This window comes from Roseovarius sp. EL26 (genome assembly GCF_900327775.1).
In the GTDB taxonomy this organism is placed as follows: domain Bacteria; phylum Pseudomonadota; class Alphaproteobacteria; order Rhodobacterales; family Rhodobacteraceae; genus Roseovarius.
In genome coordinates this window covers 1,678,627-1,703,807 of the sequence record NZ_OUMZ01000007.1, presented here as the reverse complement: position 1 = coordinate 1,703,807, position 25,181 = coordinate 1,678,627, and the positions used below count along the sequence as shown (strand labels likewise).

Sequence of the window (25,181 nt, the reverse complement as noted above, 5' to 3'; positions counted from 1 at the left end):
CATGCAATTGTCTCCGCTGAACCAGCGCCGCTGGCGCAATTTCAAAGCCAATCGCCGGGCGTTTTGGTCCTTGATCTTGTTCTCGTTCTTATTTGCTTTCACGTTACCTGCGGAATTTGTCGCAAACGACAAGCCGCTTTTGGTTAAATACCGTGGTGAGTTTTATGCGCCGATCTTTAAATTCTATCCAGAAACTGCCTTTGGCGGTGATTTCAGAACTGAGGCCCCTTACGGCGACCCAGAAGTGGCCTGCCTGATTGAATCCGGTGGGTTGGAAAGTTGTTTTGACGACCCCGAGGGCGTGATTGAAGATGCGCAGGACGGCATTGTTGACGGCGAGGCGATCGCCAAGGGCTGGGCGCTCTGGCCGCTGATCCCCTATAGCTATGACACACCTGTAGATCGCCCGGGTGCGGCCCCCTTGGCACCAAATGAGCAAAACCTGTTAGGCACCGACGGTACAAAGCGAGATGTCATGGCGCGGGTGATTTACGGTTTTAGGACATCGGTATTGTTTACCCTGATCGTAACCGTGATTTCTACAATTGTTGGTATTTTCGCCGGTGCGGTGCAGGGTTATTTTGGCGGTAAGGTTGACTTGATTTGCCAGCGATTGATCGAGATTTGGGGTTCAACCCCACAGCTTTATGTCATCATCATTCTGTTTGCGATCCTGCCGCGTAGTTTCTGGCTACTGGTGTTCATCACTGCGGCCTTTGGCTGGATGGCTTTGGTCGGGGTCGTCCGGGCAGAATTCTTGCGTGCGCGGAACTTTGAATATGTGCGCGCGGCCAAGGCACTGGGCGTGGGCAATATGACCATCATGTTCCGACACATGCTGCCCAATGCCATGGTAGCGACGCTGACATTCATGCCGTTCATCATTACCGGCACGATTTCATTGCTGGCGACGTTGGATTTTCTGGGCTTTGGTTTGCCGGCGTCAGCGCCAAGTCTGGGCGAGCTGACCCGTCAGGCCAAAGAACACCTGCAAGCGCCATGGTTGGCCTTTACGGCGTTTTTCACTTTTGCCATCATGTTATCGCTACTCGTCTTCGTGTTCGAAGGCGTGCGAGATGCATTTGATCCAAGGAAGACATTCAAATGAGCCTGCTTGAGGTCAACAATCTTCGCGTCAGCTTCCGACAGGATGGCCAGCTGCATCCGGCAGTCAAGGGCGTTTCTTTTTCTGTCGATAAAGGCGAAACCGTTGCCTTGGTCGGGGAATCGGGTAGTGGCAAATCAGTGAGTGCGTTGTCGGCAGTGTCGCTTTTGCCCGGCACGGCAGAGATCGAAGGCAGTGTGGCCTATAAAGGGCATGAACTGATCGGTGCCAATCAAAAACTTCTGCGCCAGGTGCGTGGTAATGACATTAGCTTTATCTTCCAGGAGCCGATGACCAGCCTGAATCCGTTGCACACATTGGAACGGCAGATCCGGGAGAGCCTTGAGCTGCATCAAGGGTTAAAGGGGGCAGAGGCTCGCGCACGTATTCTGGAATTGCTGGAACGTGTGGGCATTCGCGACGCAGAAAGCCGGCTGTCCGCCTATCCGCATCAACTGTCAGGCGGGCAACGCCAGCGAGTGATGATCGCGATGGCGCTGGCAAACAAGCCCGACATATTGATCGCGGACGAACCCACCACCGCGCTGGATGTCACCATTCAGGCGCAGATCTTGGATCTGCTGGCGGACCTCAAGCGTGAAGAGGGCTTAGGCCTGTTGTTCATTACCCATGATCTGGGCATCGTTCAGCGTATCGCCGACCGGGTTTGTGTGATGCAAAACGGTGAGATTGTTGAAACCGGTCCGACTGCCGCGATCTTCGATAATCCGCAACATCCTTATACGCAAAAGCTATTGAATGCGCGCACGGCTGGCGTGCCTGACCCGGTTGCCCCTGAGGCGAAAACGCTTGTGGAAACTGACAACATGCGGATCTGGTTCCCAATCCAGCGCGGGTTTTTGAAACGCACCGTGGGTCATGTCAAAGCCGTTAATGAGGCCAGTATCAGCGTGCGGGCTGGCGAAACTTTGGGCATTGTCGGTGAAAGCGGATCTGGCAAGACAACATTGGCCCTCGCGATCATGCGATTGATCGATTCTAAGGGCGGCATGCACTTTGACGGACAGGATGTCACCGCGTGGTCCACGCGTGAGTTACGTCGCCGTCGGGCGGATTTTCAAATTGTTTTCCAAGACCCGTTCGGCAGCCTAAGCCCACGTATGACCTGTGCCCAGATCATCGCAGAAGGCCTAAGCGTGCATGGTAATCCCGATGGCCGGCCCGAGCGTGAATTGGTTGCAGAAATCATGCAAGAGGTTGAATTGGATCCAGCTGCGATGGATCGCTACCCTCATGAATTTTCAGGCGGGCAACGTCAGCGCATTGCCATCGCGCGTGCGATGATCTTGCGGCCAAAAGTGGTGGTTTTGGATGAACCAACCTCAGCCCTTGATATGACCGTTCAAGTTCAGATCGTGAACCTGCTGCGTCAGTTGCAGCAAAAATATGGGCTGGCCTATCTGTTTATCAGTCATGACCTCAACGTTGTACGTGCGATGAGCCACAAGGTCGTGGTAATGAAAACCGGCGACATCATTGAATACGGCACCGCAGAAGATATCTTTGATAACCCGCAAACCGACTACGCCAAAACGCTGCTGCACGCAGCGCTGGATTTGACGGTCTAACTGTCAGATGGCCGAGCTGTGCCCGGCAAGACTTAGATCATAGGCATCAAGACTGCGGGCGATCATACGGGTTAGGGGGCGGGCTTCCGGTGGAACAAAGAGCCCGGCATCATTCAGCGTTAACAGGCCTTCAAAAGCCTGGCCCGTCTGAACAAGAATCTGGTTCAATGTGTCCGAAGTGACGTTGAAACTTTGAAGCATCTCACAGCGGTCAATCCTGAATTCACACATCAGCTGCTCTATCATACGTCCTCGCAGGGTGTCTTCTCCGTCGAGCACATGCCCGCGTGACGTGGCATAGCTACCTTTGCGGATGGCTGCCGTGTAGGCACCTGTTGCGGCCGCGTTTTGCGTATAGCCTTGCGGAAACTTGGAAATTGCCGAAGCCCCGACACCGATCAAGACATCAGCCGTGTCATCGGTGTAGCCTTGGAAATTCCGTCGAAGTCGACCAATATTGTGTGCAAGGCTCAACCCATCTTGGCGTGTGGCAAAGTGATCGATGCCGATTTCCTCAAAGTGATCCCATTTGAAAATTTTTCGAGCGACATCAAATAGTTCCAGCCGTTCTTCTGGTGTGGGTAGACTATCGGAAGGGATGAGTTGCTGACGTTTTGCCATCCACGGCACATGTGCGTAACCGTATAAGGCCACACGATCAGGGGACAATGACAAAAGCTTTTCGACACTTTCTGCCATCTTCGTCGGCGTCTGATGTGGCAGGCCAAAAAGGATGTCGGTGTTTAGGCTTGCCACACCACGCGCGCGGATCTCCTCAACCGCCCAACGGGTATCTTCATAGCTTTGTTGTCGGCCTATGCTCTTTTGAATCTCCGGGTCAAAGTCCTGCACTCCGATTGAGGCTCGGGTCATTCCCGCATCGGCCAGTGCATCCAGCCGTGCGATGTCAATCTCATTTGGGTCAATTTCGACCGAAAACTCTGTATGCTCATCGAAGGGCGCGACTTGGCGAATGGCTTCAATCAATTCTGACATCATTTGCGCCGACAGCAGGGTGGGTGTTCCGCCACCCCAATGCAGCCGTGACAAATGTATCCCTTGCGGTAGGTGTTGTTGCAGTAAACGCAACTCAGCTTTCAGGGTTTGCAGATAGGCCTGAACCGGCTGCATCTTTTGTGTGCCCTGCGTGCGGCAAGCGCAAAACCAGCATAACCTTTTGCAAAACGGGATATGCAGATAGAGTGATATCCCAGAGCCTTCTGGTATATCCTTGAGCCAACGGGCATGTTGGGGGGCTGTCACCGCGTCGCTGAAATGCGGTGCGGTTGGATAGCTTGTATAACGCGGCACCTTTGCGTCAAAGAGCCCCAGTTGATGAAGTTGTGCTTTCGTAATCATGAGCGTAACACTAGATGCCGAATACACGAATGGCTTTGATACAGATCAACCCGAAAGGTGATCCCTGATGCTGACCGATGCGTTACCTACCATGACACGCGATTGTGGGACTTGTCCCATCCGCCATCGTGCGGTTTGTGCCAGATGCGATGAACATGAATTGGCGCAGTTGGATAAGATCAAGTTCTATCGCAATTTTGAGGCTGGCCAGATGATTGCCTGGGCAGGGGATCAGATGGATTTTGTCGCCTCGGTCGTGACGGGAATTGCGACGCTGACACAAGTGATGGAAGATGGCCGCACTCAGATGGTCGGCTTGTTATTACCGAGCGATTTTGTGGGCCGACCGGGACGCGTAACGGCGGCGTATAATGTGGTCGCGACCAGTGATATGACTTTATGTTGTTTTAGGAAAAAACCGTTTGAGCAACTCATGACTGCAACACCACACATTGCTCAGCGTTTGCTGGAAATGACACTGGATGAACTGGATGCAGCGCGAGAATGGATGCTGGTTCTTGGCCGAAAAACAGCGCGAGAAAAGATTGCCTCGTTGCTGTGTATCATCGCGCGCCGTAATGCAGCATTGCAGAAAAACATGCCTGAGGATAAAATCGTTTTCGATCTGCCGTTAACCCGAGAAGCGATGGCTGACTATCTCGGACTGACGCTCGAGACTGTGAGCCGGCAGATCTCAGCCCTCAAACGTGATGGGGTTATCTCCCTCGAAGGTAAACGACATGTGAGTGTGCCTGACTTTGGTCGCCTGCTGCAAGAGGCTGGAGACGATGGCGATGGTGGTTTCCTAAATTGAGTTCAGGCGCTTCGCGGTGTGATTAATAATAGTTAACGAATTCATATTCCCGATATGTCACCGTCACCAAAGTTTTGTCGAATCCCCTGATCTTGTTCTGGCCTGTGAATTTCAGGTTGAGATCCCAACTAGGAGAGCAAGGTGATGGCCAAGGACGACCTGTCATTCGACGATTTTGATGAAGTAAACTGCCCACGCCCTGAAACGTGTGATTTTGACCGCGCGGCTGATGTCGCATTACCCCTCGTTAGAAAATGGCTCTGACCGGCCCAGCTGCCGGTCATGATTTTCTTAAAACAGATGTTGATCCAACGGGCATGGTTTCTTTCGGCACTAGGGACAATTGCAGCAACGGTGAAACGCCCTGAATGGGTTGTCGTCAATCCGAACCAACCGGAGTTATGTGTAGCGCTAACCAACAATAAGAACCGTGGTGTAAAACCAAACGCTGGCGGAGATGACACGTCGGCGAATGCTGTTAATACAAGGATCGAAAACCATTACGGACAGATTGCCCGGTGGATGCCAGCAGATGGTGATCACACGGCCAATACTGTTACTTGGGACCTTTTTTGCGCTGGCTGAAAACCCGAATATGCATGACGGTGCCTACGCGGGTTTGGGAAATGTCAATTCTGGTAATATGTTCAACTCACCAGATGGGATCAGCTTTTACAGCGCAGGAATGCTCTGGATCCAGGCTGACGGCAAATATTCCAACGAAGGTGATTTTGCCGGGATGGGTAACTACCAGATGCTGGTTGGCGATACAAATACTAGAAAGATCTGTCGTTTTTTGGTTGGTCCAAGGGAAAGCGAAGTTAAGGGCATTTGCTGGTCGGCTGACCGCCGCGTCGCATTCGTTGGAATTCAACACTCAGGAGAAAAAGGTGACAGCCACTTCCCGAAAGGAGGTAACACATTTCCGCGTTCCGCCATTATCACCGTAACGCGCAAAGACGGCGGCTTGATCGGATAAAAGTCCCCTTATCCTGTCCGCCATTGGTGTCCCCGATTTTCCCGGATCGGGGGCACACCCAATTGTGGACAAGGGCTTGGAAAACTCAGGGTGAAAACTTTGCATAAGATGCCCCCTCAATTTCACGGTGAAGTTTGATTTGCATCGCCTCAGAAAAATCTTCGAAGCCCGAAGCAGTAACCACAAAAGCGCCGGTCCCACCGATGACGTTGCGATAGAAGTAAGATGTTAAATCATTCTTGAGTTCTTCTATGGCAAGACCGTTGATGACGATGCCATCTTTCAATAGCTTGTCCCGCATTTTTTGTAACCTGTCCGGATCGTCACCACGTCCGTTTCCTGCAATATCGATCACCTGCCGACGTGCAGAGCGTGGAGCTGCTTCTAATAGACGCGAGGCGTAACTTAACCCGGAATGTATCATTGTGCCGCCGCCGGGGATGCGGCGTGGCATGGCATCGATTGTGTCAGCATAGTTTTTAGCGTCTTCGACAGTGTGCAATTCGATCCAATCCAAACCAAGAGCCTGTCGGGTGACGCTTGACCACTGAATGACGGCAACTGCTATGCCACCGGGGGCGTCTGCAATGGCTTGAGAAACGAGCTTGCTGCGAATTGCTTGGGCTGTGCCATGGCGTTGCAGGTCGAATTCGACATCGTTGACACTGGCAGAAACATCGAATGCCAAAACCAGATGCAGTTCCAGTTCAGCCCAAGACGATTGTGCGGTGGCCTTAATCGCCAACAGCGTCAAGACACAGACGGAAATAGTGCGTTGTAGAATGCGAATATGATTGCGCATTTTGGACCCCCACCGCTGTTACATATCAGCCTGCGCGATGGGGGCGTTATGATCAAGATTAATGTGCCATCAGTACAGGCACTTTTGCGTGTTCAAGCATGCTGCGCGTTGCACCACCAAACACCGCCTCGCGAAAACGCGAATGGCCATAGGCACCCATTACTAACAAATCTACACCCGTATCGATTGCGTGGCGATTCAGAACATCAGCGATTCGAGGCAATGTGCGCGACAAGACATCAATCTCTACTGTGACCCCATGACGGGCCAAATATTGTGCCAATGGGCCACCTGGATCTGACCGTGTCGGGCTATGCTGAGGCGGGTCGACGACGACAACACGCACGGATTGCGCCCGGCGCAATAGGGGTAGGCTTTTGCGAATTGCATTCAACGCTTCAGCACTTTCATTCCACGCGATCATGATGTGATCAGGGCGGGGCTTGAGCTGACTGCCATCCGGGATCAACATGGCAGGGCATTGACCTTCAAACAGGATCGCCTCTGTGACGGGTTCTGCGTCTGCTTGACGGCCTTCGGCATAGGGTGCTGGCAAAATGGTGAGGTCGGAAAATCGAGCACGTGCTGACACCGGTCGAGATAGATCAGGTAACTGCGACACGCCTTTGGCTGTTGCCCAGCGAAGGGCTTGGCCTTGTAGTTTGTCGTGCACAACTTGCTCCAGCCTGTCGGCGTCTTCTTGTGTGCGGCCGATCGCCTCCTGAAAGACGACAGCACTTGCACCAGCATAGTAGTACCCCGCATGTGTGCGATCTACCCCCAGGCAGAGAATGTCCAGATGAGCGTCATATTCTTCGGCCATTGCAATGGCGTGGTCCAACACCGGATCAACGAGTGTATCGTCCGTCACAACGGTAAAGAGGGTTTTTATAGTCATGTCACATCCCTTTGATAGCAACGTTCTATGCAAAGCTATCAGAGGTGTTCATGCATTTCTTTGATGTTGATCAAACTAACGCGCCAAGAGATTTGATATAAATCAAAGAAGTGGGGTATCGTTAGGGTCATTAACGCACCAAGCTTTTTTGCATCTGCGCGAATTTTGAATCGCGTGGAAAGACGAAGGGACGCAAAATGTTAAACTATTTTAAGCTGATCGCGCTTGGCCTGATCACGCTTTTCGCGCTGATCGCGGCCAACTATGCGCGCGACGTGGCCTATATGGTCAACGCGCTGACGATCGCGGGGGTTTCAGCCTTCATGTTCGTCTGGGTGCTGCGTCAGACAGATGAACCCGTGGTGTATGTCGACAGGTCCGGCGAATATATGGATGGCGTAATTCGTGCTGGGGTCATTGCCACAGCCCTTTGGGGGGTGGTCGGCTTTCTCGCAGGGACTTTCATCGCGTTTCAGCTGGCTTTTCCGGCGTTGAACTTTGAATGGTTGAATGGGATTGGAAACTTTGGCCGCCTGCGGCCTTTGCATACCTCTGCTGTGATCTTCGCTTTTGGTGGCAATGCCCTGATTGCTACGTCCTTTTATGTCGTCCAACGCACCTGTGCGGCACGTTTATGGGGCGGAAACACGGCTTGGTTTGTGTTCTGGGGCTACCAACTGTTCATCGTGTTGGCGGCAACTGGTTATTTGCTGGGCGCTACACAATCCAAAGAATACGCCGAACCTGAATGGTATGTCGATTTGTGGCTAACCGTTGTTTGGTTGTCTTATCTAGCGGTTTTTCTTGGCACGATCATCAAACGTAAAGAGCCGCATATCTATGTTGCAAACTGGTTTTATCTTGCGTTTATCATCACCGTTGCGATGCTGCATGTGGTGAACAACATGTCGATCCCCGTCAGCGTATTTGGGTCAAAGTCAGTTCAGGTGTTCTCGGGCGTGCAAGACGCGATGGTGCAGTGGTGGTATGGCCACAATGCCGTTGGTTTCTTCCTGACGGCGGGTTTCTTGGGGATGATGTATTACTTTATTCCAAAACAAGCCGAGCGCCCGGTGTTCAGCTATAAACTATCGATCATCCACTTCTGGGCGTTGATCTTTCTGTATATCTGGGCTGGCCCACACCACCTGCATTACACGGCACTGCCGGATTGGGCATCGACACTTGGTATGGTGTTCTCGATTATCCTGTGGATGCCGTCTTGGGGTGGTATGATCAACGGCCTGATGACGCTGTCTGGCGCATGGGACAAGCTGCGTACCGATCCGATTATTCGGATGATGGTGATCTCGCTTGGTTTCTATGGCATGTCGACCTTTGAGGGACCGATGATGTCGATCCGCGCGGTCAACTCGCTCAGCCACTATACCGACTGGACCATTGGTCACGTGCACTCTGGTGCATTGGGTTGGAATGGCATGATCACCTTTGGCGCGCTGTACTTCCTTGTGCCAAAACTGTGGAACCGCGAACGGCTGTACAGCCTGAGCCTTGTCAGCTGGCACTTCTGGTTGGCGACCATCGGCATCATTCTCTATGCGGCATCCATGTGGGTGACCGGCATTATGGAGGGCCTGATGTGGCGCGAAGTTGATGCAAACGGCTATCTTGTGAACGCCTTTGTAGACTCCGTCGCGGCCAAATTCCCGATGAACGTTGTGCGTGGTTTGGGTGGTGTGATGTTCTTAGCTGGTGCAATCATCATGTGTTACAACCTTTATATGACCGTCAGACGGAGCCCGGCAATTGCTGCCAGCAACTCCGCTGTCCCAGCTGAATAAGAGGAGGGGCAGAATATGGGAATTCTTGATAAACATAAGGTTCTGGAAAAGAACGTCACGCTTTTGGCGATCTTCTCCTTCTTGGTTGTGACCATTGGTGGGATCGTGCAGATCGCCCCACTGTTCTGGCTGGAAAATACCATCGAGGATGTCGAGGGCATGCGTCCCTACACCCCGCTGGAACTGGCCGGGCGCGATATCTACGTTCGCGAAGGGTGCTACGTCTGTCACAGTCAGATGATCCGCCCGATGCGCGACGAGGTAGAACGCTACGGTCACTACAGTCTGGCGGCGGAATCAAAGTACGACCATCCGCATCAGTGGGGTTCAAAACGCACCGGGCCTGATCTGGCGCGGGTTGGTGGACGCTACTCAGATGAGTGGCATGTCGATCACTTGCGTGATCCGCAGGCGGTGGTGCCCGAGTCGATTATGCCGAAATACGGCTATCTCGAAGATCAGTTGATCGAAGGTGAATACATGGAGGATTTGCTTGCCACGCATAAGATGGTCGGCGTTCCATATACCAATGAGATGGTTGAAAATGCTTCGGCTGATTTCCGAGCACAGGCGGATCCTGATTCTGACTACGATGGTCTGCTGGAACGCTATGGTGAGGAAATACAGATACGCAACTTTGATGGTGCTGCCGGTATTTCCGAAGCTGACGCGCTGATCGCCTATCTGCAGATGCTGGGAACATTGGTTGATTTCTCAACCTTTACCCCTGACGCAAGCCGCTAAGGAGAGATGTGATGGAAACCTATTCGCTTCTTCGTGAACTTGCAGATAGCTGGATGTTGCTGTTGTTGTTTGTCTTCTTTGTTGGAATGGCGCTTTGGGTGTTTCGCCCCGGTTCCAGCAAGATTTACAACAACCCCGCCAACATCCCCTTCCGGCATGAAGACAAGCCTGCGCCTGATCGTGCAGACAGCGCCAAGGAGGCGTGAGAGAGATGGCAAAACATCCAAAGGACGTGAAAAAAGAACCCGATACCACAGGCCACGAATGGGATGGTATTCGGGAATATGACAACCCGATGCCGCGCTGGTGGTTGTGGGTGCTCTACCTAACGATCATCTGGGGGCTTTGGTATTCAATCGCCTATCCAGCGTGGCCGCTGATTACCGGTGCGACAGAAGGCTACAAAGGATTCTCCTCACGGGCAAATGTGGCCACGGAAATTGCTGAGGCGGAAGCCGCCAATGCAGAAATTAACGCGCAACTGGCGTCAGTTGAGCTGGCCGGCATTGCTCAGGATCCAGATCTGAACGCCTATGCCACTTCGGCAGGCGGGGCTGTATTCCGCACTTGGTGCGCCCAGTGTCACGGGTCTGGTGCCGCGGGTGCGAAAGGGTATCCAAACCTGTTGGACAACGATTGGCTCTGGGGCGGCACCATTGAGGACATCCACCTCACAATCAGCCACGGCATTCGAACTGAAGAGGACGAAGACGCTCGTTTTTCTCAGATGCCAGCCTTTGGCGATGTTCTTGAGAAAGAAGAGATCGATCAGGTCGTAAACTATGTGATGTCTCTATCAGGTGAAGCCAAGGACCCTGCCATGGCGAGCGCTGGTGAGACCGTCTACATGGACAACTGTTCCTCTTGCCACATGGAAGATGGAACCGGAGATATTACTCAGGGCGCACCCAATCTTGCGGATGCGATCTGGCTTTTTGGCGGTGATTACGACACGGTCAAGGAAACGGTTACTTACAGCCGGTACGGGGTCATGCCCTCGTGGTCTGGCCGTTTAACAGAGGCGCAGGTGCGTGCTGTTTCTGCATATGTTCACCAATTGGGTGGTGGTGAATAACGAAATAACCGAAAGCAGCTCACTGCTTTCGGTTTAGGTGCCGGGCTCCAGTCCTGTTCGCGCGTTTCCGGAAGTCCCGGCACCAAGCTTACACATTGAATTCGCGATCTTCAATATCACGAGCGATGATGTGACCGACCTGTGTTCGCCCGAACGAAAAACCTGTGTTCGTTGAGTGTCTTTGGTCCATCAGGCAGGTTCAGTCCTTCGGCCCGGCTGGCGGTCATGAAAGTTTTTGCAAATATTCCAAGCATGGTAACCTCCTTAAGGTTTTTTAACATGCTTTGAATATGGATTTTTATCGCGAATTATGCCAATCATGAAAAATGTAGATATGTAAGGTTTAATTACATTATGGATTGGCGATCTCTTCCCCCTCTGACGGCATTACGTGCCTTTGCAGCGTTTGCTGAGGCGGGCACTGTTGTCGCTGCAGGGGCGCAGCTGAATGTCAGCCACGCGGCGGTTAGCCAGCAAATACGTGCATTGGAAAGCTTTATGGGAGTGTCTCTGGTTGATCGCTCGGCCCGCCAAATGGTGTTGACCCCCGAGGGTGAGCGTTTGGCGAAAGCCCTGCGATCAGGGTTTCAGGATATTTCACTATGTGTGCAAGAGTTGATGCAAACTGATGCAGATCGCGCAGTGCAGATCACCACCACGCCGCGTTTTGCGGCAAGTTGGCTTATGCCACGTTTGAGCGATTTTCAGACCCGCTACCCCGAAATCAATCTGATGATCAACCCGGCACCCCAGCTGACTGACCCCTCTCCGGGGGGGATCGATGTCGCTTTGCGATTTGGTGCGGGGAATTGGCCGGGCTTTGATGTCGAGATGTTGGTCCCCACGAGCATGGCCGTCATCGCAGCGGCCTCGCTGGTTAAAGATTGCAAAATCAAAGATGCGTCTGACCTGTTGCGGTTTCGCTGGTTGCAGGAGCTGGGAACCGACGAAGCACATGACTGGTTGCAGTCGCATGGCGTTTTGGATGGTCGAGCGGAACGGATCAGCCAGATGCCGGGAAACCTGATCCTCGACGGCGTATTGAGCGGGCAGGGGGTGACTATTACGGCGCTGTCTTTAGTTCGGAACTATGTCGATAGTGGCCAGGTGCAGGTATTGTTTCAGGACGAAGGCGACACCGGGTATCATATCGTGACTGGGCGCGAGGCGCACAGGCCAGCCGTGAAAACATTCGTGATGTGGTTGCGGCGGCAGGCCGCGTTGGCGCAGCCTGTCAGATGAAATATATTTCAGGTGTCAGCAATTGATGCAGGTCAATGCTATAGTCATCGCACGGTGAAACAACGCCACTAGCAATTTGCAAGACTGAGGGTCCGCCAGTGTCACAAAGCCAGCCAGAGAGTCCGCCAAGCCTCTACGCCGCTAGAGAACCGATTTTTCCAAAACGTGTTTCGGGCAAGTTTCGGAATCTGAAGTGGATCATCATGTTGGTCACGCTTGGAATTTACTATGTCACTCCGTGGATCAGATGGGACCGCGGCCCCGAACTGCCCGATCAGGCGGTACTGGTTGATATGGCCAGCCGAAGGTTCTTCTTTTTCTGGGTCGAGATCTGGCCCTATGAGTTTTATTTTGTAGCCGGGTTGCTGGTCATGGCAGGTTTGGGGTTGTTTTTGTTCACCTCAGCACTGGGACGAGTGTGGTGTGGATATGCATGTCCACAAACCGTTTGGACGGATCTGTTTATTCTTGTAGAACGCTGGATCGAAGGCGATAGAAATGCCCGGTTGCGCTTGCATCGGCAAAAGAAGTGGGATTTTCGCAAGGCCAGATTGCGTGTGACCAAATGGATTAGCTGGCTTTTGATTGCGCTTGCAACCGGGGGGGCGTGGGTGTTTTATTTCACCGATGCGCCGACGCTTCTGGTGGATCTATTTACCTTAAATGCGCATCCGGTTGCCTATACCACTGTCGCAATATTGACAGCTACAACCTTTGTCTTCGGTGGTTTTGCACGCGAACAGATCTGCATTTACGCCTGCCCGTGGCCGCGAATTCAGGCGGCGATGATGGACGAAGATACGCTCGTCGTCGGATATCGCGATTGGCGTGGTGAGCCACGCAAACACTCTGAAGAGATTACCGATAAAACCCCGCAAGGCGACTGCATCGATTGCATGGCCTGTGTTAATGTTTGCCCGGTTGGGATCGATATTCGTGATGGCCAGCAAATGGAATGTATTACCTGTGCGCTCTGCATCGATGCTTGTGATGATATCATGGCAAAGGTTGGCAAGCCGCGCGGCCTGATCGATTATATGGCGCTGACCGACGAGGTGAGCGAGCGCAAGGGAGAGCCGGTCAAGCCGGTCTGGAAACACGTCTTGCGTCCGCGCACAATTCTATACACCAGCCTGTGGTCGCTGGTTGGTTTGGCGCTGGTCTTTGCTCTGTTTATCAGGGCTGACATCAATATGACCGTGGCCCCGGTGCGCAATCCTACATTTGTGGTCTTGTCTGATGGGGCCATTCGCAACACCTATGAAATACGATTGCGCAACAAGCACGGCGAAAGCCGCGCGTTCAATCTTTCGGTTACAGGAAATGAAGCGGTCCAGGTCCAGCTTGAAGGCTTATCTGACAATACGGTTGAGGTACCAGCGGATTCACTGAAGCTTCAGCGTGTATATCTTGTGGCCCCAGCTGGCTCTGATGCCGCTTTAGCTGAGCGAACCGAGGTCCGGTTCTGGGTTGAGGATATCCAAAGCGGCGAGCGAGCAAACAAAAACACTGTCTTTAACGGAAAGGCGAATTGATGACAGAACGGCAAATAACCGGACGACAGGTCTTTTTCGGCTTTGCTGCGGCCTTTGGGGTAATCATCGGAGTTAACCTGTATCTAGCTTGGTCCGCGGTGAAAACTTTCCCGGGGCTGGAAGTTAAGAATTCTTATGTTGCCAGCCAGAGCTTTGACGAAAACCGCGCAGCACAGCAAGCACTGGGCTGGGATGTCATGGCCGATTATACCCCTGGGGTGTTGACGTTGGCTATCACTGATGCGCAGGGCCAACCGGTCAAGGTACAAGCATTGCAAGCCACGGTAGGTCGTGCCACCCATGTCGCGGAAGACGCGACACCCGAATTTCAATTTGCAAATGGAGTTTACATCGCACCGATGCAGCTGGGCGATGGCAATTGGAATATCCGGATGGAGGCAACCGCACAGGATGGTACAGTATTTCGTCAGCGCGTTGTGATGCACAAGGAATAGCGGGCATGACTACAACAGCACGTCCTAACCTTGCGGTCTGCCCAGCCTGTGTGGCCGCTCCTACGGGAGAACAGGTAATGCAGGACGGAAACGTGCCGATGGATGCACAGATTGCCTTGTCGTTGCCAACAATTCATTGTTCTGCCTGCATTGCCAAGATCGAACGAGGCTTGAACGCACATCCTTTGGTGCAATCAGCTCGGGTTAACCTGACGCTAAAGCGCGCCCATATCGTTGCAGATACTGCCGCCGAAACGGATGACATGGTTACGCTGGTACAGGGGCTAGGCTATGAGGCGCACGAGCTTGATTTGGCTGTTCTGAGCGCTACCGAGGCCGACAAAGCGGGGCGTGATTTATTGATGCGGCTGGCGGTGGCTGGCTTCGCCTCGATGAATGTGATGTTGTTGTCCGTCGCGGTATGGTCGGGCGCGACTGATGCGACCCGTGACCTGTTCCACTGGATTTCGGCCGGAATTGCCTTGCCTGCGATCGCTTTTTCCGGTCAGCCGTTTTTTCGCAATGCCTGGGCCGCGCTATCAAAGCGTAGTCTGAATATGGACGTGCCGATTTCATTGGCGATCTTACTGGCGATCGCAACATCACTGTGGGAGACCGCGCTCTCGGGCGAGCACGCCTATTTTGATGCGGCACTGACGCTCACGTTTTTCCTGCTGGCGGGACGGTACTTGGATCATCGCACACGTGCCGTGGCTCGATCCGCAGCAGAAGAGTTGACTGCGCTTGAAGTGCCGCGTGCGCTTAAGCTGATTGACGGAAAAGAGCAGGAGGTTGCTGTCGTGGACCTTACTGTTGGCGATTTGATCCGCGTGCGCCCGGGCGGACGTATGCCTGTCGATGGAGTGATTGTTGCTGGCGTATCTGAGATTGACCGCTCTTTGTTGACTGGAGAAACACTGCCGGTTTTTGCAAATGAAGGGCAGGCTGTATCGACCGGAGAGATGAACCTGACAGGGCCATTGACTATCAAGGCGCTGGCCATCGGACAGGACACTTCATTGCACCAGATGGCAGACTTGGTGGCCATCGCGGAATCTGGGCGCTCGCGTTATACATCGTTGGCGGATAAGGCGGCCAAGCTTTATGCGCCCGGTGTGCATATCCTGTCGGCGCTGACCTTTCTGGGGTGGTATATGTTTACGTGGGACTTGCGTACAGCGCTCAACATCGCTGCTGCTGTGCTGATCATCACTTGTCCCTGTGCCTTGGGACTGGCGGTGCCTGCCGTGACAACCGCGGCCTCGGGCCGACTGTTTCGCAAAGGGTTGTTGATCAAACATGAAACCGCATTGGAGCGGTTGGCGGCTGTGGACACGGTTGTCTTTGACAAGACTGGGACGTTGACGGCGGGGGTGCCGGAGGTGATAAATGCCTCTGAAATACCACATAAAAGCATGACGTTAGCTATGGGGTTGGCGCAAGGATCATCTCATCCTCTAGCTCAAGCTATTGCGCGCGCTGGAGAAGTTCTGGGTGTCGAGGCCGCGACGCTGACGAATATGATCGAAACGCCCGGTTACGGCACAACGGGGCAATGGAACGGCAAGCAGGTCATGCTTGGGCGTGCAACATGGGTCGGGGCGCATGACTGCGAAAGGACCGCTACGTTCTTGAAGGTCGGGGATGCTAAGCCGGTGGCATTTACGTTTAGTGACCGATTGAGAGAGGGCGCTGTGGAGGCTGTTGAGGCGTTGAAGGCTTCGGGGAAAGAGGTTCATTTGCTGTCGGGAGATAGTGCCGGGCCAGTTTCGGAGTTGGCCCAACGTTTGGGGATTGAGCAATTCGAAGCCGGTGTTTTGCCTGCTGAAAAGGTGAGCTATATCAACGATCTATCAGGCAATGGCGCGCATGTCCTTATGGTTGGCGATGGCTTGAATGACACTGCCGCGCTGGCAGCTGCACATGTGTCGATTTCACCAGCTTCGGCGCTGGATGCAGCGCGCGTGGCGTCAGATATTGTGCTGTTGGGCAATGACTTAGCCCCAATCTCGGGCGCTTGCGAAACGGCTAAGTCTGCCACCAAACGGATCAGGGAAAATTTTCGGATCGCGACGTTGTATAACGTCATTGCCGTCCCGCTGGCGGTGGCTGGTCTGGCAACGCCGTTGATAGCCGCGTTGGCGATGTCGACCAGTTCGATCACCGTGTCCCTGAATGCCCTGAGATTAAGGTAAGTCTATGAATATCCTTGTGTATCTCATTCCGATTTCACTGGTTCTAGGCGGGGTAGGCCTGCTGGCGTTTGTCTACACCGTGCGCTCAGATCAATATGATGACCCCAAAGGTAACGCCAATCGTATCTTGAATGACGATTGGGATGATCAGCCGAAACCATAAGGAAATTTGGTACAGCCTGTACATGTTGTACGCGGGTTATGTACGTAAATTTAATGGCAGCCTCCGCTGAGGAGCTTGCGCGACATGCTCCGTGGATCCCGAAATAACCATAACAGTGGTATGCCGAATGCGTGGGGTTTTTATTCCAGAGATTTACAATCAATGTTTACGATGCCCAACGTCTTGCAATTGTCAGGCTGGAGTGGAGCAGAAGGCCGGTTCTACGGACAAACTGCCGTTTGCCTTATTCGAACAAAGGACTGCTTCCAGCCCAAAGCAGACATAGTCAATTTACACCTCTGGGGAAACCGGACGTTCGCTGCAACTGAGAGCTGTTCTGACATGTCGGGGAATAGCAGACCTTCACGGTGAACGATTCTGCGATTACCAAGGCAGAATATTACCGTTACGCCACCACAATTCATTCAAACCAAAATATACGAACATACAAGCGCAAGTCTTATCATAACAACAAATGTACGTTGGCGCCTCATGCTGCTTTTGCTCACCAATGAGCGCAAGAAAGAACTTTAGGTAAAAAATTTACAATAGTGATCCATGTTTTGAGTCACATCGTATTCTTGATATGTTTACACTCGAACTAGATATTTCCTCAACCAAACAGGCATTGCCTGTAGCGCTCAAGCGAAAGCAAAAACGCGTGTCTGAACATAAAACAGAAATTTCTCAGCAGACACGATGGATGCTGGCGGTTCGGGATCGCCGAGATAAGCAGGCGTTTTCAGAGCTATTTGATTTTTACGCTCCCCGGCTCAAGGCGTTTGTAAACCGTTCTGGCGTGTCTTCGCAACAAGCCGAGGAAGTCGTGCAAGAAGTGATGCTCACCATCTGGCGGAAAGCTTACATGTTTGATCCTCATCGCGCCCAGGTATCTGCATGGATCTATCAGATCGCTCGCAATCGTCAGATTGATATGATGCGCAAGGAAAACAGGCCCGTTCCTGAAGAATTATCAGTTGAATACAACGATGAACCAGATGTTGGTCAGGTCGTTGCTTTGGAACAGGAAACAGGAAAACTCAAGCAGGCACTTGAGCACTTGAACGAAGAGCAAAAACTTATGATTGAAAAAGCCTATCTTGGAGAGCTGACACATCAAGAAATCAGCGCCCAAACTGGGTTGCCAATGGGGACAGTAAAATCGCGCATCCGGCTGGGTCTGGAACGCTTGAGACATGAATTAAAGGGGCTTCGGTAAATGACCAACATTACCCATCATATCCCCGACCATATATTGGCCGCTTATGCGGCGGGCAACCTTCCACATGCGTTCGCAATCGTTGTCGCCAGCCATGTGTCACTTTGTGATGAATGCCGGGTAGCATTGGAGGCGCATCAGGTTGTGGGCGGTGCCATAATGGAAGGTGCCGGCAGCGTTGCCGTATCTAGCACACTGAAAGATAGCCTGTTTGCGCAGCTTGATGCGCCTTTTACGCCGAAACCGGTTTTTGAGCGCAAAGGTGTTTACCCTGGCCCTGTCGTGGAGGCCATGAAGGGAAAGGAACCTCGCTGGAAAAAGCTGGGCATGGGCGTGCGTCAGGATATTCTGGCAGCGAATGATCAGGGCTCCGTGCGGCTTTTGTACATTCCACCGGGGCAAGCTGTCCCAGATCATGGCCATAATGGCCTGGAGCTGACTTTGGTTTTACAAGGAAGCTTTAGCGATCAGACGGGACGGTTCGGCACGGGTGATGTTGAAGTGGCCACTGAAGATCTTGATCACACTCCAATAGCGAATGAAGGCGCACCATGTATTTGTCTCGCGGCAACAGATGCCCCTCTACGATTCAATGCGTGGGTACCAAGATTATTGCAACCTATATTCCGGATATGAGTACCCTAATAGGGTCTACTCACTTACCACGATAAATGATGTAATCGGGCAAGTAGTTCAGCAGCCGTATGAACCATGAAAATGGCGCCGGAAAATCAGTGCGAAATCTTCTTAACTTCATAGTACGCAGCACATGTCGTGCGGCTCGTTCCGGTGTCATGAGCATTGGCATATGAAAGCCATTTTTGTTCGTTAAACGCGTTTTGATGAAGCCCGGATTAACAATCCTTACGATAATACCTGTCCCTTTGAGATCATGGCGCATAGTTTCGGCCAAGCTGATCAGTGCTGCCTTTGAAGGGCCGTATCCAATTGCAGCTGGCAAGCCGCGATAGCCAGCAAGCGAACCGATCAAAGTGATATCGCCTTTGCCACGTGCCAAGAAACGCGGTAAACATTCACCAAGAACGTGCAACGCCCCGGTATAATTGACGCTGCACATTTTTATGGCTGCCTGCGTGTCCCAGTGTGCTGTCGACATTGGCTCATAGGCACCAGCATTATATATCACGCCGTCAATTTCGCCTACTGTGCCTGCTGCTGCGCGCACGGCTTCGTGGTCAGTGACATCCAGGGGTAAAGCGCGTGTGTTTTGTAACGCTGATGACAGCTCGTCCAATCGTTCTGCATTCCGCGCTGATAAAACCAAATATGCGCCAGCATCGCTCAGCTCTTTTGCCAACGCGCGCCCCAGTCCTTCGCTTGCACCCACAAGCCAATAGGTTTTTCCTGCGAACTTGCTCACGCCTTGGTCCCTTTGAAATCGTCGCTGTCCGATAGCAATGGCTCTGGTGGTGCTGGTTTTGGAGTGAAGGGCGCACGCTTAAGCCAAAGTATTAAGGCCTGCCAGTAGATCAGCGCCACAACCCGTGCTGCGCCGAATGGGCGGCGCAGTGCCGACCAAAGCAGTGTTGCATTGGTTGCAGGCCGTCTTAACCCACTGAGAGTGGCAAGCACGCCCTGAGCCTCATCTTCAAACAAGATTCGAATGTCGATAGCGGTGTCTGTGATGTCAAAATTAAAGGAATATTGTCCCGATACCTTTTGAAATGGCGAAACATGCATCAGTTTTGAGGCACTCAAAGTATGGTTTTTCAGTATTGGGCTGAAATCATCATGCGAACAAAAGTAGCAATGCCGATGCCCAAACGTGTTATTGACTTCAGCCACAATCGCACATGGCTGACTGCCGCGTAGGGCGATCCAGAAACTGACCGGGTTAAAGTGGAACCATAAGAAACTGGGCTGTGTCAGCAAAATGAGCGTGGCCCCTTCAACAGGGAAGTCGTGTTCTCTCAACACGCCTTTGAACCACTCCACACCTGTACCTTTGCCGCGTGGCCCGCCGTGCTTGTGATCCCACAGCGACCATAAGTTGAATTTGTTACGCGAAAATAGCCCGGGTGATGTCGAGTTCTCTAAATCACAAATCACAAAATCCACGCCATAGCGGAACGCGTTTTTCAACGATCCGCGACGCGCATGATAAGTTTGGCCCTGAATATGATCAATCATAGTGAGTACAATACGTTAGAAAGTAACTTTCGGATCACTCATCTCATTAAAAATTCTAAACTTTTTATGATCCAAATCTCTTAGAGAGCCGTAATTTACAACAAAGAGTTACCAAACGAGGTTTATATGTTCGATCAATCGCCGCTGCCCCGAAAGAAAATCGCGATTGTTGGTGGTGGAATTTCAGGCTTGTCTGCTGCTTATTATCTGGCCCCGCATCACGATATTACGATTTATGAATCTGCTGCCCGATTGGGTGGGCACGCGCGGACGGTTATGGCTGGAAAACATGGGGATCAACCTGTCGATACGGGGTTCATAGTGTTCAACTATGTGACGTATCCCTATTTGACCCGGCTATTTCGTAAGCTTGAAGTGCCTGTGATCAAAAGTGAAATGAGTTTCGGCGCGAGCATTGACAATGGGCGTTTAGAGTATGGTCTCAATAGCTTGCGCGCCATCATCGCGCAGCGCCGAAATTTTCTGAGGCCAAAGTATTATCGCATGATCTTGGACATCATTCGATTTGGTCGCCATGCTGAGGGCGCGGCCAAAGATGACAGTAAATCGATTGGTGAACTGGTCGAAGAGCTCAAATTAAGTAAATGGTTCACAGAATACTATCTGATGCCAATGTGTGGTGCGATCTGGTCCACGCCAACATCTGAAATTGATCAATTTCCAGCCCGCTCTTTGGTCAGATTTTTCCGAAATCACGCATTGCTTGCCGGCAGCAATCAGCATCAGTGGTGGACAGTCAAAGGCGGCAGTGTTGAATACGTGCGCCGACTAGAGACCGCACTGCTTTCAAGAGGCTGCGACATCAAAACAGGCATTTCTGTTGGTAAGGTCCACCGAGGTAAGGATGGCGTGTCTGTTTGGGCGGGTCAGAATGAAGTTCAGAAATTTGATGACGTAATTTTTGCCTGCCATTCGGACCAAGTGCTTTCGATTCTGGGGGCTGGCGCTACGCCAGCAGAAGTCACAGCATTGAGCAGCATCCGGTATCAGATGAACAAGGCTGTTTTGCACTGTGATGATACCCAGATGCCAAAACGGCGCGATTGTTGGTCAAGTTGGAGCTATCGATCGCAAGAGGGAGCGATTGGCGTCACCTATTGGATGAACAAATTACAAAACATTCCGATGAATGATCCCTTGTTTGTAACGCTGAATCCCTCAACGGAAATCCCGGCAGACAAGATATACGATCAAGTTGATTATGCGCATCCGGTATTTGATCAGGCCGCTTTGCAAGCACAAAAACAGATTCAAAACATGCAAGGCGAGAACAATACTTGGTTTGCCGGTGCATGGAACCGGCATGGTTTCCACGAAGACGGAATCGCAAGCGCGATGCGTATTGTTCGACTGCTCAATGACAAGAAACAAGCGAAAGGCCTCGAAATTGCTACTCACAGACAAAGCCCTGAAAACGAAATTCCTGTCAACTTGCGAGCACCTGCGTGACGGGCAATTGACTGTCCGAACCCCTGAAGGAGAGCGTTATAAATTTGGGACTGCCGGAGAAGAACAGGAACTGACCATCAAAGATTGGTCGGCGGTATCCGCTTTGGCGGCGCATGGGCAAGTTGGGCTTGGCGAGGCCTACGTTCAAGATCTATGGGACACACCTTCGGTGGAAGGTTTCGTGTCCATGGCGATGAAAAACCGCCATCACCTTACTAATTACGACAAGGCCAGCGCATTCAATTTGGCCAAGTTCAGACTGATAGACACCGTATTGCGTGCCAATTCCCGCAAGGGTGCGGGCAAGAACATCCGCTCTCATTACGACGTTGGAAATGAATTTTATCAACTCTGGTTGGATGAAGGCATGACCTATTCTTCGGGACTGTACGTGGAAGGTGATAACGATCTTTACCGTGCTCAAAAGCGAAAAAATGACCGCGTGCTTTCACGTTTGACGGATGGACAAGATCTGCTTGAGATTGGCTGCGGTTGGGGTGGTTTTGCAGAACGCGCCGCTGATCAGGGCCGCAATGTAACCGGTATCACTATATCGCATAATCAGCACAGCTATGCAGAATGCCGCCTCGATGGACGTGCAAATATCGTGCGCCAAGATTACCGGGATGTCGAAGGCCGTTACGACAACATCGTTTCAATCGAAATGATCGAAGCCGTCGGGGAACGTTACTGGCCCAGTTATTTCGCCGCCCTCAAACGTAACCTAGCAGAAGGCGGTCGTGTGGTTCTTCAGGTCATCACTGTTCCGGACAGTTTCTTTGAAACGTATCGAACAACTTCTGATTTTATTCGCCAATATGTGTTTCCGGGGGGCATGCTGCTGTCTGATAGCGTAATAGCCGATCAAGCCCAGATGGCTGGATTGAAAGTAACCGACTCATTCGCCTTTGGTCAGGATTACGCCAAGACTTGTAGAACATGGGCTGATACCCTGAAATCGCAAAAAGGCCGTATAACTGAAATGGGTTACAGCGATACGTTCTTTCGCAATTGGGTGTATTATCTGGAAAGCTGTACTGCCGCCTTTGCCATCAATCACACCAACGTTGTTCAGGTCGAGCTGGAACATGCTTAGAGGAATTCTGGCATTGGGAATTATTTTGGCTGCCGGGTTGGTCTCGGCCACTCCGGTGGACGATATATTGCCTGATGCCGAACAGCGTGGTCAGGCGACCTTTCGCTATATTGGGCTACCCATCTACCACGCAAGACTGTTCACCGCTAACGGAGCGCCACTAAGTTGGCAAAGTGATTTCGCGATTGAGTTAACCTATAAACGCAACATCAAACAAAAAGAACTTGTCGGGTCGACATTGCGGGAATTTGATCGACTGGGGAGCCCTCTACCACTTCGTGATGGTCTAATGCGCTGTTTTTACGATGTGAATAAAGGTGATCGATATCTGGCCGTATCCGATGGGCCAGATCGCATCAGATTCTGGCGGAATGGCCGACGCACTTGTACCCTTGCCTATCCTGATATCAAAAACCGTTTTATGTCGATTTTTGTCGGTGACAATACCCGCTCGCAATCGTTTACGCGTCAGTTAGTGGGGCAATAATGCTATATCCTCGGATCAGCCTCTACGCGCTGATGCTCGCTGCCGCGGGTATTCCGCTCTATATCCATCTGCCGCGGTTTGCGACGACAGAACTAGGCATCAGTCTCGGAGTATTGGGAACGATTCTTCTCGCCATCCGTGTAGTTGATCTGGTGCAGGACCCCCTGTTGGGTTGGGCAATTGACCGCTGGCCCCAAGCGCAGCTGATGTTCGCGACCCTTGCTGCGCTTGGGTTGGCGGTTGGCTTTCCTTTACTGTTTTCACTCAGTGCTGAGGTCGATGTGGTTCCAAAATTGATCTCGATTCTTGTGCTTTTGTTTTCCGCCTACAGCCTTGGCATGATCCTCCTGTACGGGCGTAGTGCAACATTGGCCAAAACCCCTGACGCCCAAGCTCTGATGGCTGTAGCCGCCTATCGCGAAGTCGGTATGCTTGCTGGCGTCATTCTGGCCGCCCTGGCGCCCACGCTTTTTATCGCCATGGGGGCTTCGGCTCAGGGTTATCCAGCCTTGGGGCTGTTTCTGGGTGGTATTGCCCTCGCTACGTTGATCGTCACCATACCGATCTGGCGCCGCCCGCCCATTACCGGCGAAAAGCTTTCGCTATCGAACTTTACAAGTGCCGGGGCTATGCGCCTTTTAATTCTCGCATTGGTCAACAGCCTACCCGTGGCCATCACCTCTACCCTATTTTTGTTTTTCGTGGATGACCGTTTGCAGCTACCTGGAAAGGCAGGAGTTTTGCTGATCCTGTTCTTTTTCTGTGCAGGCCTCAGTGTTCCGCTGTGGGCCAAGATCAGTCGCAGTATCGGGGCTCGATCTACTCTGTTAATATCGATGCCATTGTCAATTATCGGTTTTATTGGTGCGGCCTTTATGGCTGCCGGTGATCTGATCGGATTTGCACTGATATGTATTGCCTCTGGTGCAGCCTTGGGCGCGGATATGGTTGTTTTGCCTGCAATGTTTTCGGTGGCTTTGACACGCGCTGGTCTCAATGCCTCATCCGCCTTTGGCATCTGGTCGTTTGCCGGCAAATTGAGCCTCGCCCTCGCGGCCTTTACAGTTCTGCCTTATCTTGAACGCAATGGTTACACCCCAGGCCAAATCAATAGCGCAAGCGCGCTATCCTCTTTGAATTTCGCCTATGCCATCCTTCCCTGCCTGCTAAAGCTGTGCGCTTTCAGCATGGTTTTAGCCCTGCCCAAATCGGAGCAACCCCTATGAAAATTCTTTCTGCCGTTCTGCTGCTGATCATTCTCGGCTTTATCGCCAAAAGCCTGTTGTTCAGCTTTCGCGCGCAAAGCCCTGAAGATTACGCGGGAACCGGACCTGTTTTCTCGCTCAAAGATCACCTCTCGGGCCCGATCCTGTCGGAAGGCATCGTCTACGGGCCAAATGGTCGCGTGACGAACAGTTTCGTCGCCAAGATGGAAGGTAAATGGGACGGCGATAGCGGCACATTGACTGAAAACTTTACATATTCAAATGGTAAAACCCAACAACGCAAATGGTACCTAACAATTGGACCCGAAAACACATTCACCGCAACTGCAGACGACATCATAGGTGAAGCTAAGGGAATGGTATCGGGTTCTACTATTCAGCTGAGTTATAAAATCGTTTTACCGAAAGACGCAGGAGGTTACATTCTGAATGTCAAAGACTGGATGTATCTTACTGAAAACGGCACAATCATAAACAAATCAGAATTGCGTAAGTACGGAGTTAAAGTTGCTGAACTCGTCGCAACGATGCGCCCAGATGTTTTTCAATCTCGCTGATCAATTTTCTATTTACGAGAGGCTGATACGAGACGCATCTCTCCACAAATTAGGCCAGTACCCGCTTCCGGATTTTGGCACTGTGGCGAATGTCTCCTATGGTGCGCCGCACTACTGCATCGCGGCCCTGCGCTGGATGTCAGGTATGGGCCCGTCCGTGAACTTTGCAAAGGTCGCTATCTGCATAGAGTTACCGTTGGGCAGGTGCTTTTGTGGCT

General features: G+C 52.0%; 28 protein-coding genes. 22 read left to right on the top strand and 6 right to left on the bottom strand.

Going from position 1 to position 25,181, the window contains the following annotated elements:
• Window position 1 precedes the first annotated feature (1 nt).
• Window positions 2-1,108 (top strand): ABC transporter permease, encoded by a 1,107-nt coding sequence (locus D9A02_RS16220; protein ID WP_120501934.1) that lies wholly within the window; start codon window positions 2-4, stop codon window positions 1,106-1,108.
• Entirely contained in the window at window positions 1,105-2,694 is a 1,590-nt protein-coding gene (locus D9A02_RS16215) for an ABC transporter ATP-binding protein (RefSeq protein WP_120501933.1), read from the top strand. The genes D9A02_RS16220 and D9A02_RS16215 overlap by 4 nt, the downstream gene beginning before the upstream one ends.
• 3 nt (window positions 2,695-2,697) lie before the next feature.
• Here D9A02_RS16215 and hemN read toward each other — a convergent pair whose 3' ends face one another.
• Window positions 2,698-4,053, bottom strand: coding sequence for an oxygen-independent coproporphyrinogen III oxidase (gene hemN / locus D9A02_RS16210; RefSeq protein WP_120501932.1), 1,356 nt, complete (start codon window positions 4,051-4,053; stop codon window positions 2,698-2,700).
• Between the two features lie 67 nt (window positions 4,054-4,120).
• Between hemN and fnrL the strand changes: the two genes are divergently transcribed.
• The 4 genes from fnrL to D9A02_RS19475 all read left to right on the top strand — a co-directional run bounded on the left by fnrL (window position 4,121) and on the right by D9A02_RS19475 (window position 5,846).
• Window positions 4,121-4,867 (top strand): transcriptional regulator FnrL, encoded by a 747-nt coding sequence (gene fnrL / locus D9A02_RS16205; protein WP_120501931.1) that lies wholly within the window; start codon window positions 4,121-4,123, stop codon window positions 4,865-4,867.
• A gap of 254 nt (window positions 4,868-5,121) precedes the next feature.
• On the top strand, window positions 5,122-5,235 hold the full coding sequence (locus tag D9A02_RS19600) for an alkaline phosphatase PhoX (RefSeq protein WP_367946754.1): 114 nt from the start codon (window positions 5,122-5,124) through the stop codon (window positions 5,233-5,235).
• Window positions 5,222-5,452, top strand: coding sequence for an alkaline phosphatase PhoX (locus D9A02_RS19480; RefSeq protein ID WP_367946753.1), 231 nt, complete (start codon window positions 5,222-5,224; stop codon window positions 5,450-5,452). Before D9A02_RS19600 ends, D9A02_RS19480 begins: the two co-directional genes overlap by 14 nt.
• Window positions 5,400-5,846, top strand: a complete 447-nt coding sequence (locus D9A02_RS19475) for an alkaline phosphatase PhoX (RefSeq protein WP_254054651.1) — start codon at window positions 5,400-5,402, stop codon at window positions 5,844-5,846. Before D9A02_RS19480 ends, D9A02_RS19475 begins: the two co-directional genes overlap by 53 nt.
• Window positions 5,847-5,931: 85 nt before the next feature.
• Here D9A02_RS19475 and D9A02_RS16195 read toward each other — a convergent pair whose 3' ends face one another.
• Window positions 5,932-6,648 carry a DUF1194 domain-containing protein gene (locus D9A02_RS16195; protein WP_120501930.1) on the bottom strand — a complete coding sequence of 239 codons (717 nt, stop codon included), beginning with the start codon at window positions 6,646-6,648 and terminating at the stop codon, window positions 5,932-5,934.
• A gap of 58 nt (window positions 6,649-6,706) precedes the next feature.
• Window positions 6,707-7,546, bottom strand: coding sequence for a universal stress protein (locus D9A02_RS16190; RefSeq protein WP_120501929.1), 840 nt, complete (start codon window positions 7,544-7,546; stop codon window positions 6,707-6,709).
• A 197-nt stretch (window positions 7,547-7,743) separates the two neighbouring features.
• Here D9A02_RS16190 and ccoN point away from each other — a divergent pair, with 197 nt between their 5' ends.
• Genes ccoN through ccoP form a run of 4 tightly spaced genes read left to right on the top strand, consistent with a single transcriptional unit; the run spans window position 7,744 to window position 11,167 of the window.
• Entirely contained in the window at window positions 7,744-9,348 is a 1,605-nt protein-coding gene (ccoN, locus tag D9A02_RS16185) for a cytochrome-c oxidase, cbb3-type subunit I (RefSeq protein WP_120501928.1), read from the top strand.
• A gap of 15 nt (window positions 9,349-9,363) precedes the next feature.
• A complete protein-coding gene (ccoO, locus tag D9A02_RS16180; protein WP_120501927.1) occupies window positions 9,364-10,092 on the top strand; it encodes a cytochrome-c oxidase, cbb3-type subunit II in 729 nt (242 codons plus the stop codon).
• 11 nt (window positions 10,093-10,103) lie between these two features.
• Window positions 10,104-10,298 (top strand): cbb3-type cytochrome c oxidase subunit 3, encoded by a 195-nt coding sequence (locus tag D9A02_RS16175; RefSeq protein WP_120501926.1) that lies wholly within the window; start codon window positions 10,104-10,106, stop codon window positions 10,296-10,298.
• A gap of 5 nt (window positions 10,299-10,303) precedes the next feature.
• Entirely contained in the window at window positions 10,304-11,167 is an 864-nt protein-coding gene (gene ccoP, locus D9A02_RS16170) for a cytochrome-c oxidase, cbb3-type subunit III (protein WP_120501925.1), read from the top strand.
• Window positions 11,168-11,283: 116 nt separating this feature from the next.
• On the opposite strand, the gene D9A02_RS19270 is transcribed toward ccoP, so the two are convergent.
• Window positions 11,284-11,421 carry a hypothetical protein gene (locus D9A02_RS19270; protein ID WP_162933107.1) on the bottom strand — a complete coding sequence of 46 codons (138 nt, stop codon included), beginning with the start codon at window positions 11,419-11,421 and terminating at the stop codon, window positions 11,284-11,286.
• 100 nt (window positions 11,422-11,521) lie between these two features.
• On the opposite strand from D9A02_RS19270, the gene D9A02_RS16165 reads away from it, so the two are divergent.
• From D9A02_RS16165 to D9A02_RS16135, 7 genes are all read left to right on the top strand, one after another.
• Window positions 11,522-12,409 carry a LysR family transcriptional regulator gene (locus tag D9A02_RS16165; RefSeq protein WP_120501924.1) on the top strand — a complete coding sequence of 296 codons (888 nt, stop codon included), beginning with the start codon at window positions 11,522-11,524 and terminating at the stop codon, window positions 12,407-12,409.
• 98 nt (window positions 12,410-12,507) lie between these two features.
• Window positions 12,508-13,944, top strand: coding sequence for a cytochrome c oxidase accessory protein CcoG (gene ccoG, locus D9A02_RS16160; RefSeq protein WP_120501923.1), 1,437 nt, complete (start codon window positions 12,508-12,510; stop codon window positions 13,942-13,944).
• Window positions 13,944-14,399 (top strand): FixH family protein, encoded by a 456-nt coding sequence (locus D9A02_RS16155; RefSeq protein ID WP_174232040.1) that lies wholly within the window; start codon window positions 13,944-13,946, stop codon window positions 14,397-14,399. The genes ccoG and D9A02_RS16155 overlap by 1 nt, the downstream gene beginning before the upstream one ends.
• Window positions 14,400-14,404: 5 nt before the next feature.
• A complete protein-coding gene (locus D9A02_RS16150) occupies window positions 14,405-16,594 on the top strand; it encodes a heavy metal translocating P-type ATPase (protein WP_120501921.1) in 2,190 nt (729 codons plus the stop codon).
• A gap of 4 nt (window positions 16,595-16,598) precedes the next feature.
• The gene (gene ccoS, locus D9A02_RS16145; protein WP_120501920.1) at window positions 16,599-16,757 is read left to right on the top strand and encodes a cbb3-type cytochrome oxidase assembly protein CcoS; all 159 of its coding nucleotides are present in this window, start codon (window positions 16,599-16,601) and stop codon (window positions 16,755-16,757) included.
• Window positions 16,758-17,343: 586 nt separating this feature from the next.
• Entirely contained in the window at window positions 17,344-17,976 is a 633-nt protein-coding gene (locus tag D9A02_RS16140) for a sigma-70 family RNA polymerase sigma factor (RefSeq protein ID WP_120501919.1), read from the top strand.
• Window positions 17,977-18,612: a ChrR family anti-sigma-E factor gene (locus tag D9A02_RS16135; RefSeq protein ID WP_120501918.1), complete on the top strand. Its 636-nt coding sequence runs from the start codon at window positions 17,977-17,979 to the stop codon at window positions 18,610-18,612.
• A 19-nt stretch (window positions 18,613-18,631) separates the two neighbouring features.
• Here the strand turns inward: D9A02_RS16135 and D9A02_RS16130 are convergent, their stop codons facing one another.
• Together D9A02_RS16130 and D9A02_RS16125 are read right to left on the bottom strand one after the other, a co-directional pair.
• Window positions 18,632-19,357 carry an SDR family oxidoreductase gene (locus tag D9A02_RS16130; RefSeq protein WP_120501917.1) on the bottom strand — a complete coding sequence of 242 codons (726 nt, stop codon included), beginning with the start codon at window positions 19,355-19,357 and terminating at the stop codon, window positions 18,632-18,634.
• Window positions 19,354-20,127 carry a DUF1365 domain-containing protein gene (locus D9A02_RS16125; protein ID WP_120501916.1) on the bottom strand — a complete coding sequence of 258 codons (774 nt, stop codon included), beginning with the start codon at window positions 20,125-20,127 and terminating at the stop codon, window positions 19,354-19,356. The genes D9A02_RS16130 and D9A02_RS16125 overlap by 4 nt, the downstream gene beginning before the upstream one ends.
• Window positions 20,128-20,253: 126 nt before the next feature.
• Between D9A02_RS16125 and D9A02_RS16120 the strand changes: the two genes are divergently transcribed.
• The 5 genes from D9A02_RS16120 to D9A02_RS16100 are packed head-to-tail and all read left to right on the top strand — an operon-like array spanning window position 20,254 to window position 24,963.
• Window positions 20,254-21,597, top strand: coding sequence for an NAD(P)/FAD-dependent oxidoreductase (locus D9A02_RS16120; RefSeq protein ID WP_120501915.1), 1,344 nt, complete (start codon window positions 20,254-20,256; stop codon window positions 21,595-21,597).
• On the top strand, window positions 21,536-22,693 hold the full coding sequence (locus tag D9A02_RS16115) for a cyclopropane-fatty-acyl-phospholipid synthase family protein (RefSeq protein WP_120501914.1): 1,158 nt from the start codon (window positions 21,536-21,538) through the stop codon (window positions 22,691-22,693). The genes D9A02_RS16120 and D9A02_RS16115 overlap by 62 nt, the downstream gene beginning before the upstream one ends.
• Window positions 22,686-23,180 (top strand): hypothetical protein, encoded by a 495-nt coding sequence (locus tag D9A02_RS16110; protein ID WP_120501913.1) that lies wholly within the window; start codon window positions 22,686-22,688, stop codon window positions 23,178-23,180. The genes D9A02_RS16115 and D9A02_RS16110 overlap by 8 nt, the downstream gene beginning before the upstream one ends.
• Entirely contained in the window at window positions 23,180-24,406 is a 1,227-nt protein-coding gene (locus tag D9A02_RS16105) for an MFS transporter (protein ID WP_120501912.1), read from the top strand. Before D9A02_RS16110 ends, D9A02_RS16105 begins: the two co-directional genes overlap by 1 nt.
• Window positions 24,403-24,963, top strand: a complete 561-nt coding sequence (locus tag D9A02_RS16100; protein WP_120501911.1) for a DUF3833 domain-containing protein — start codon at window positions 24,403-24,405, stop codon at window positions 24,961-24,963. Before D9A02_RS16105 ends, D9A02_RS16100 begins: the two co-directional genes overlap by 4 nt.
• Window positions 24,964-25,181: the final 218 nt, after the last annotated feature.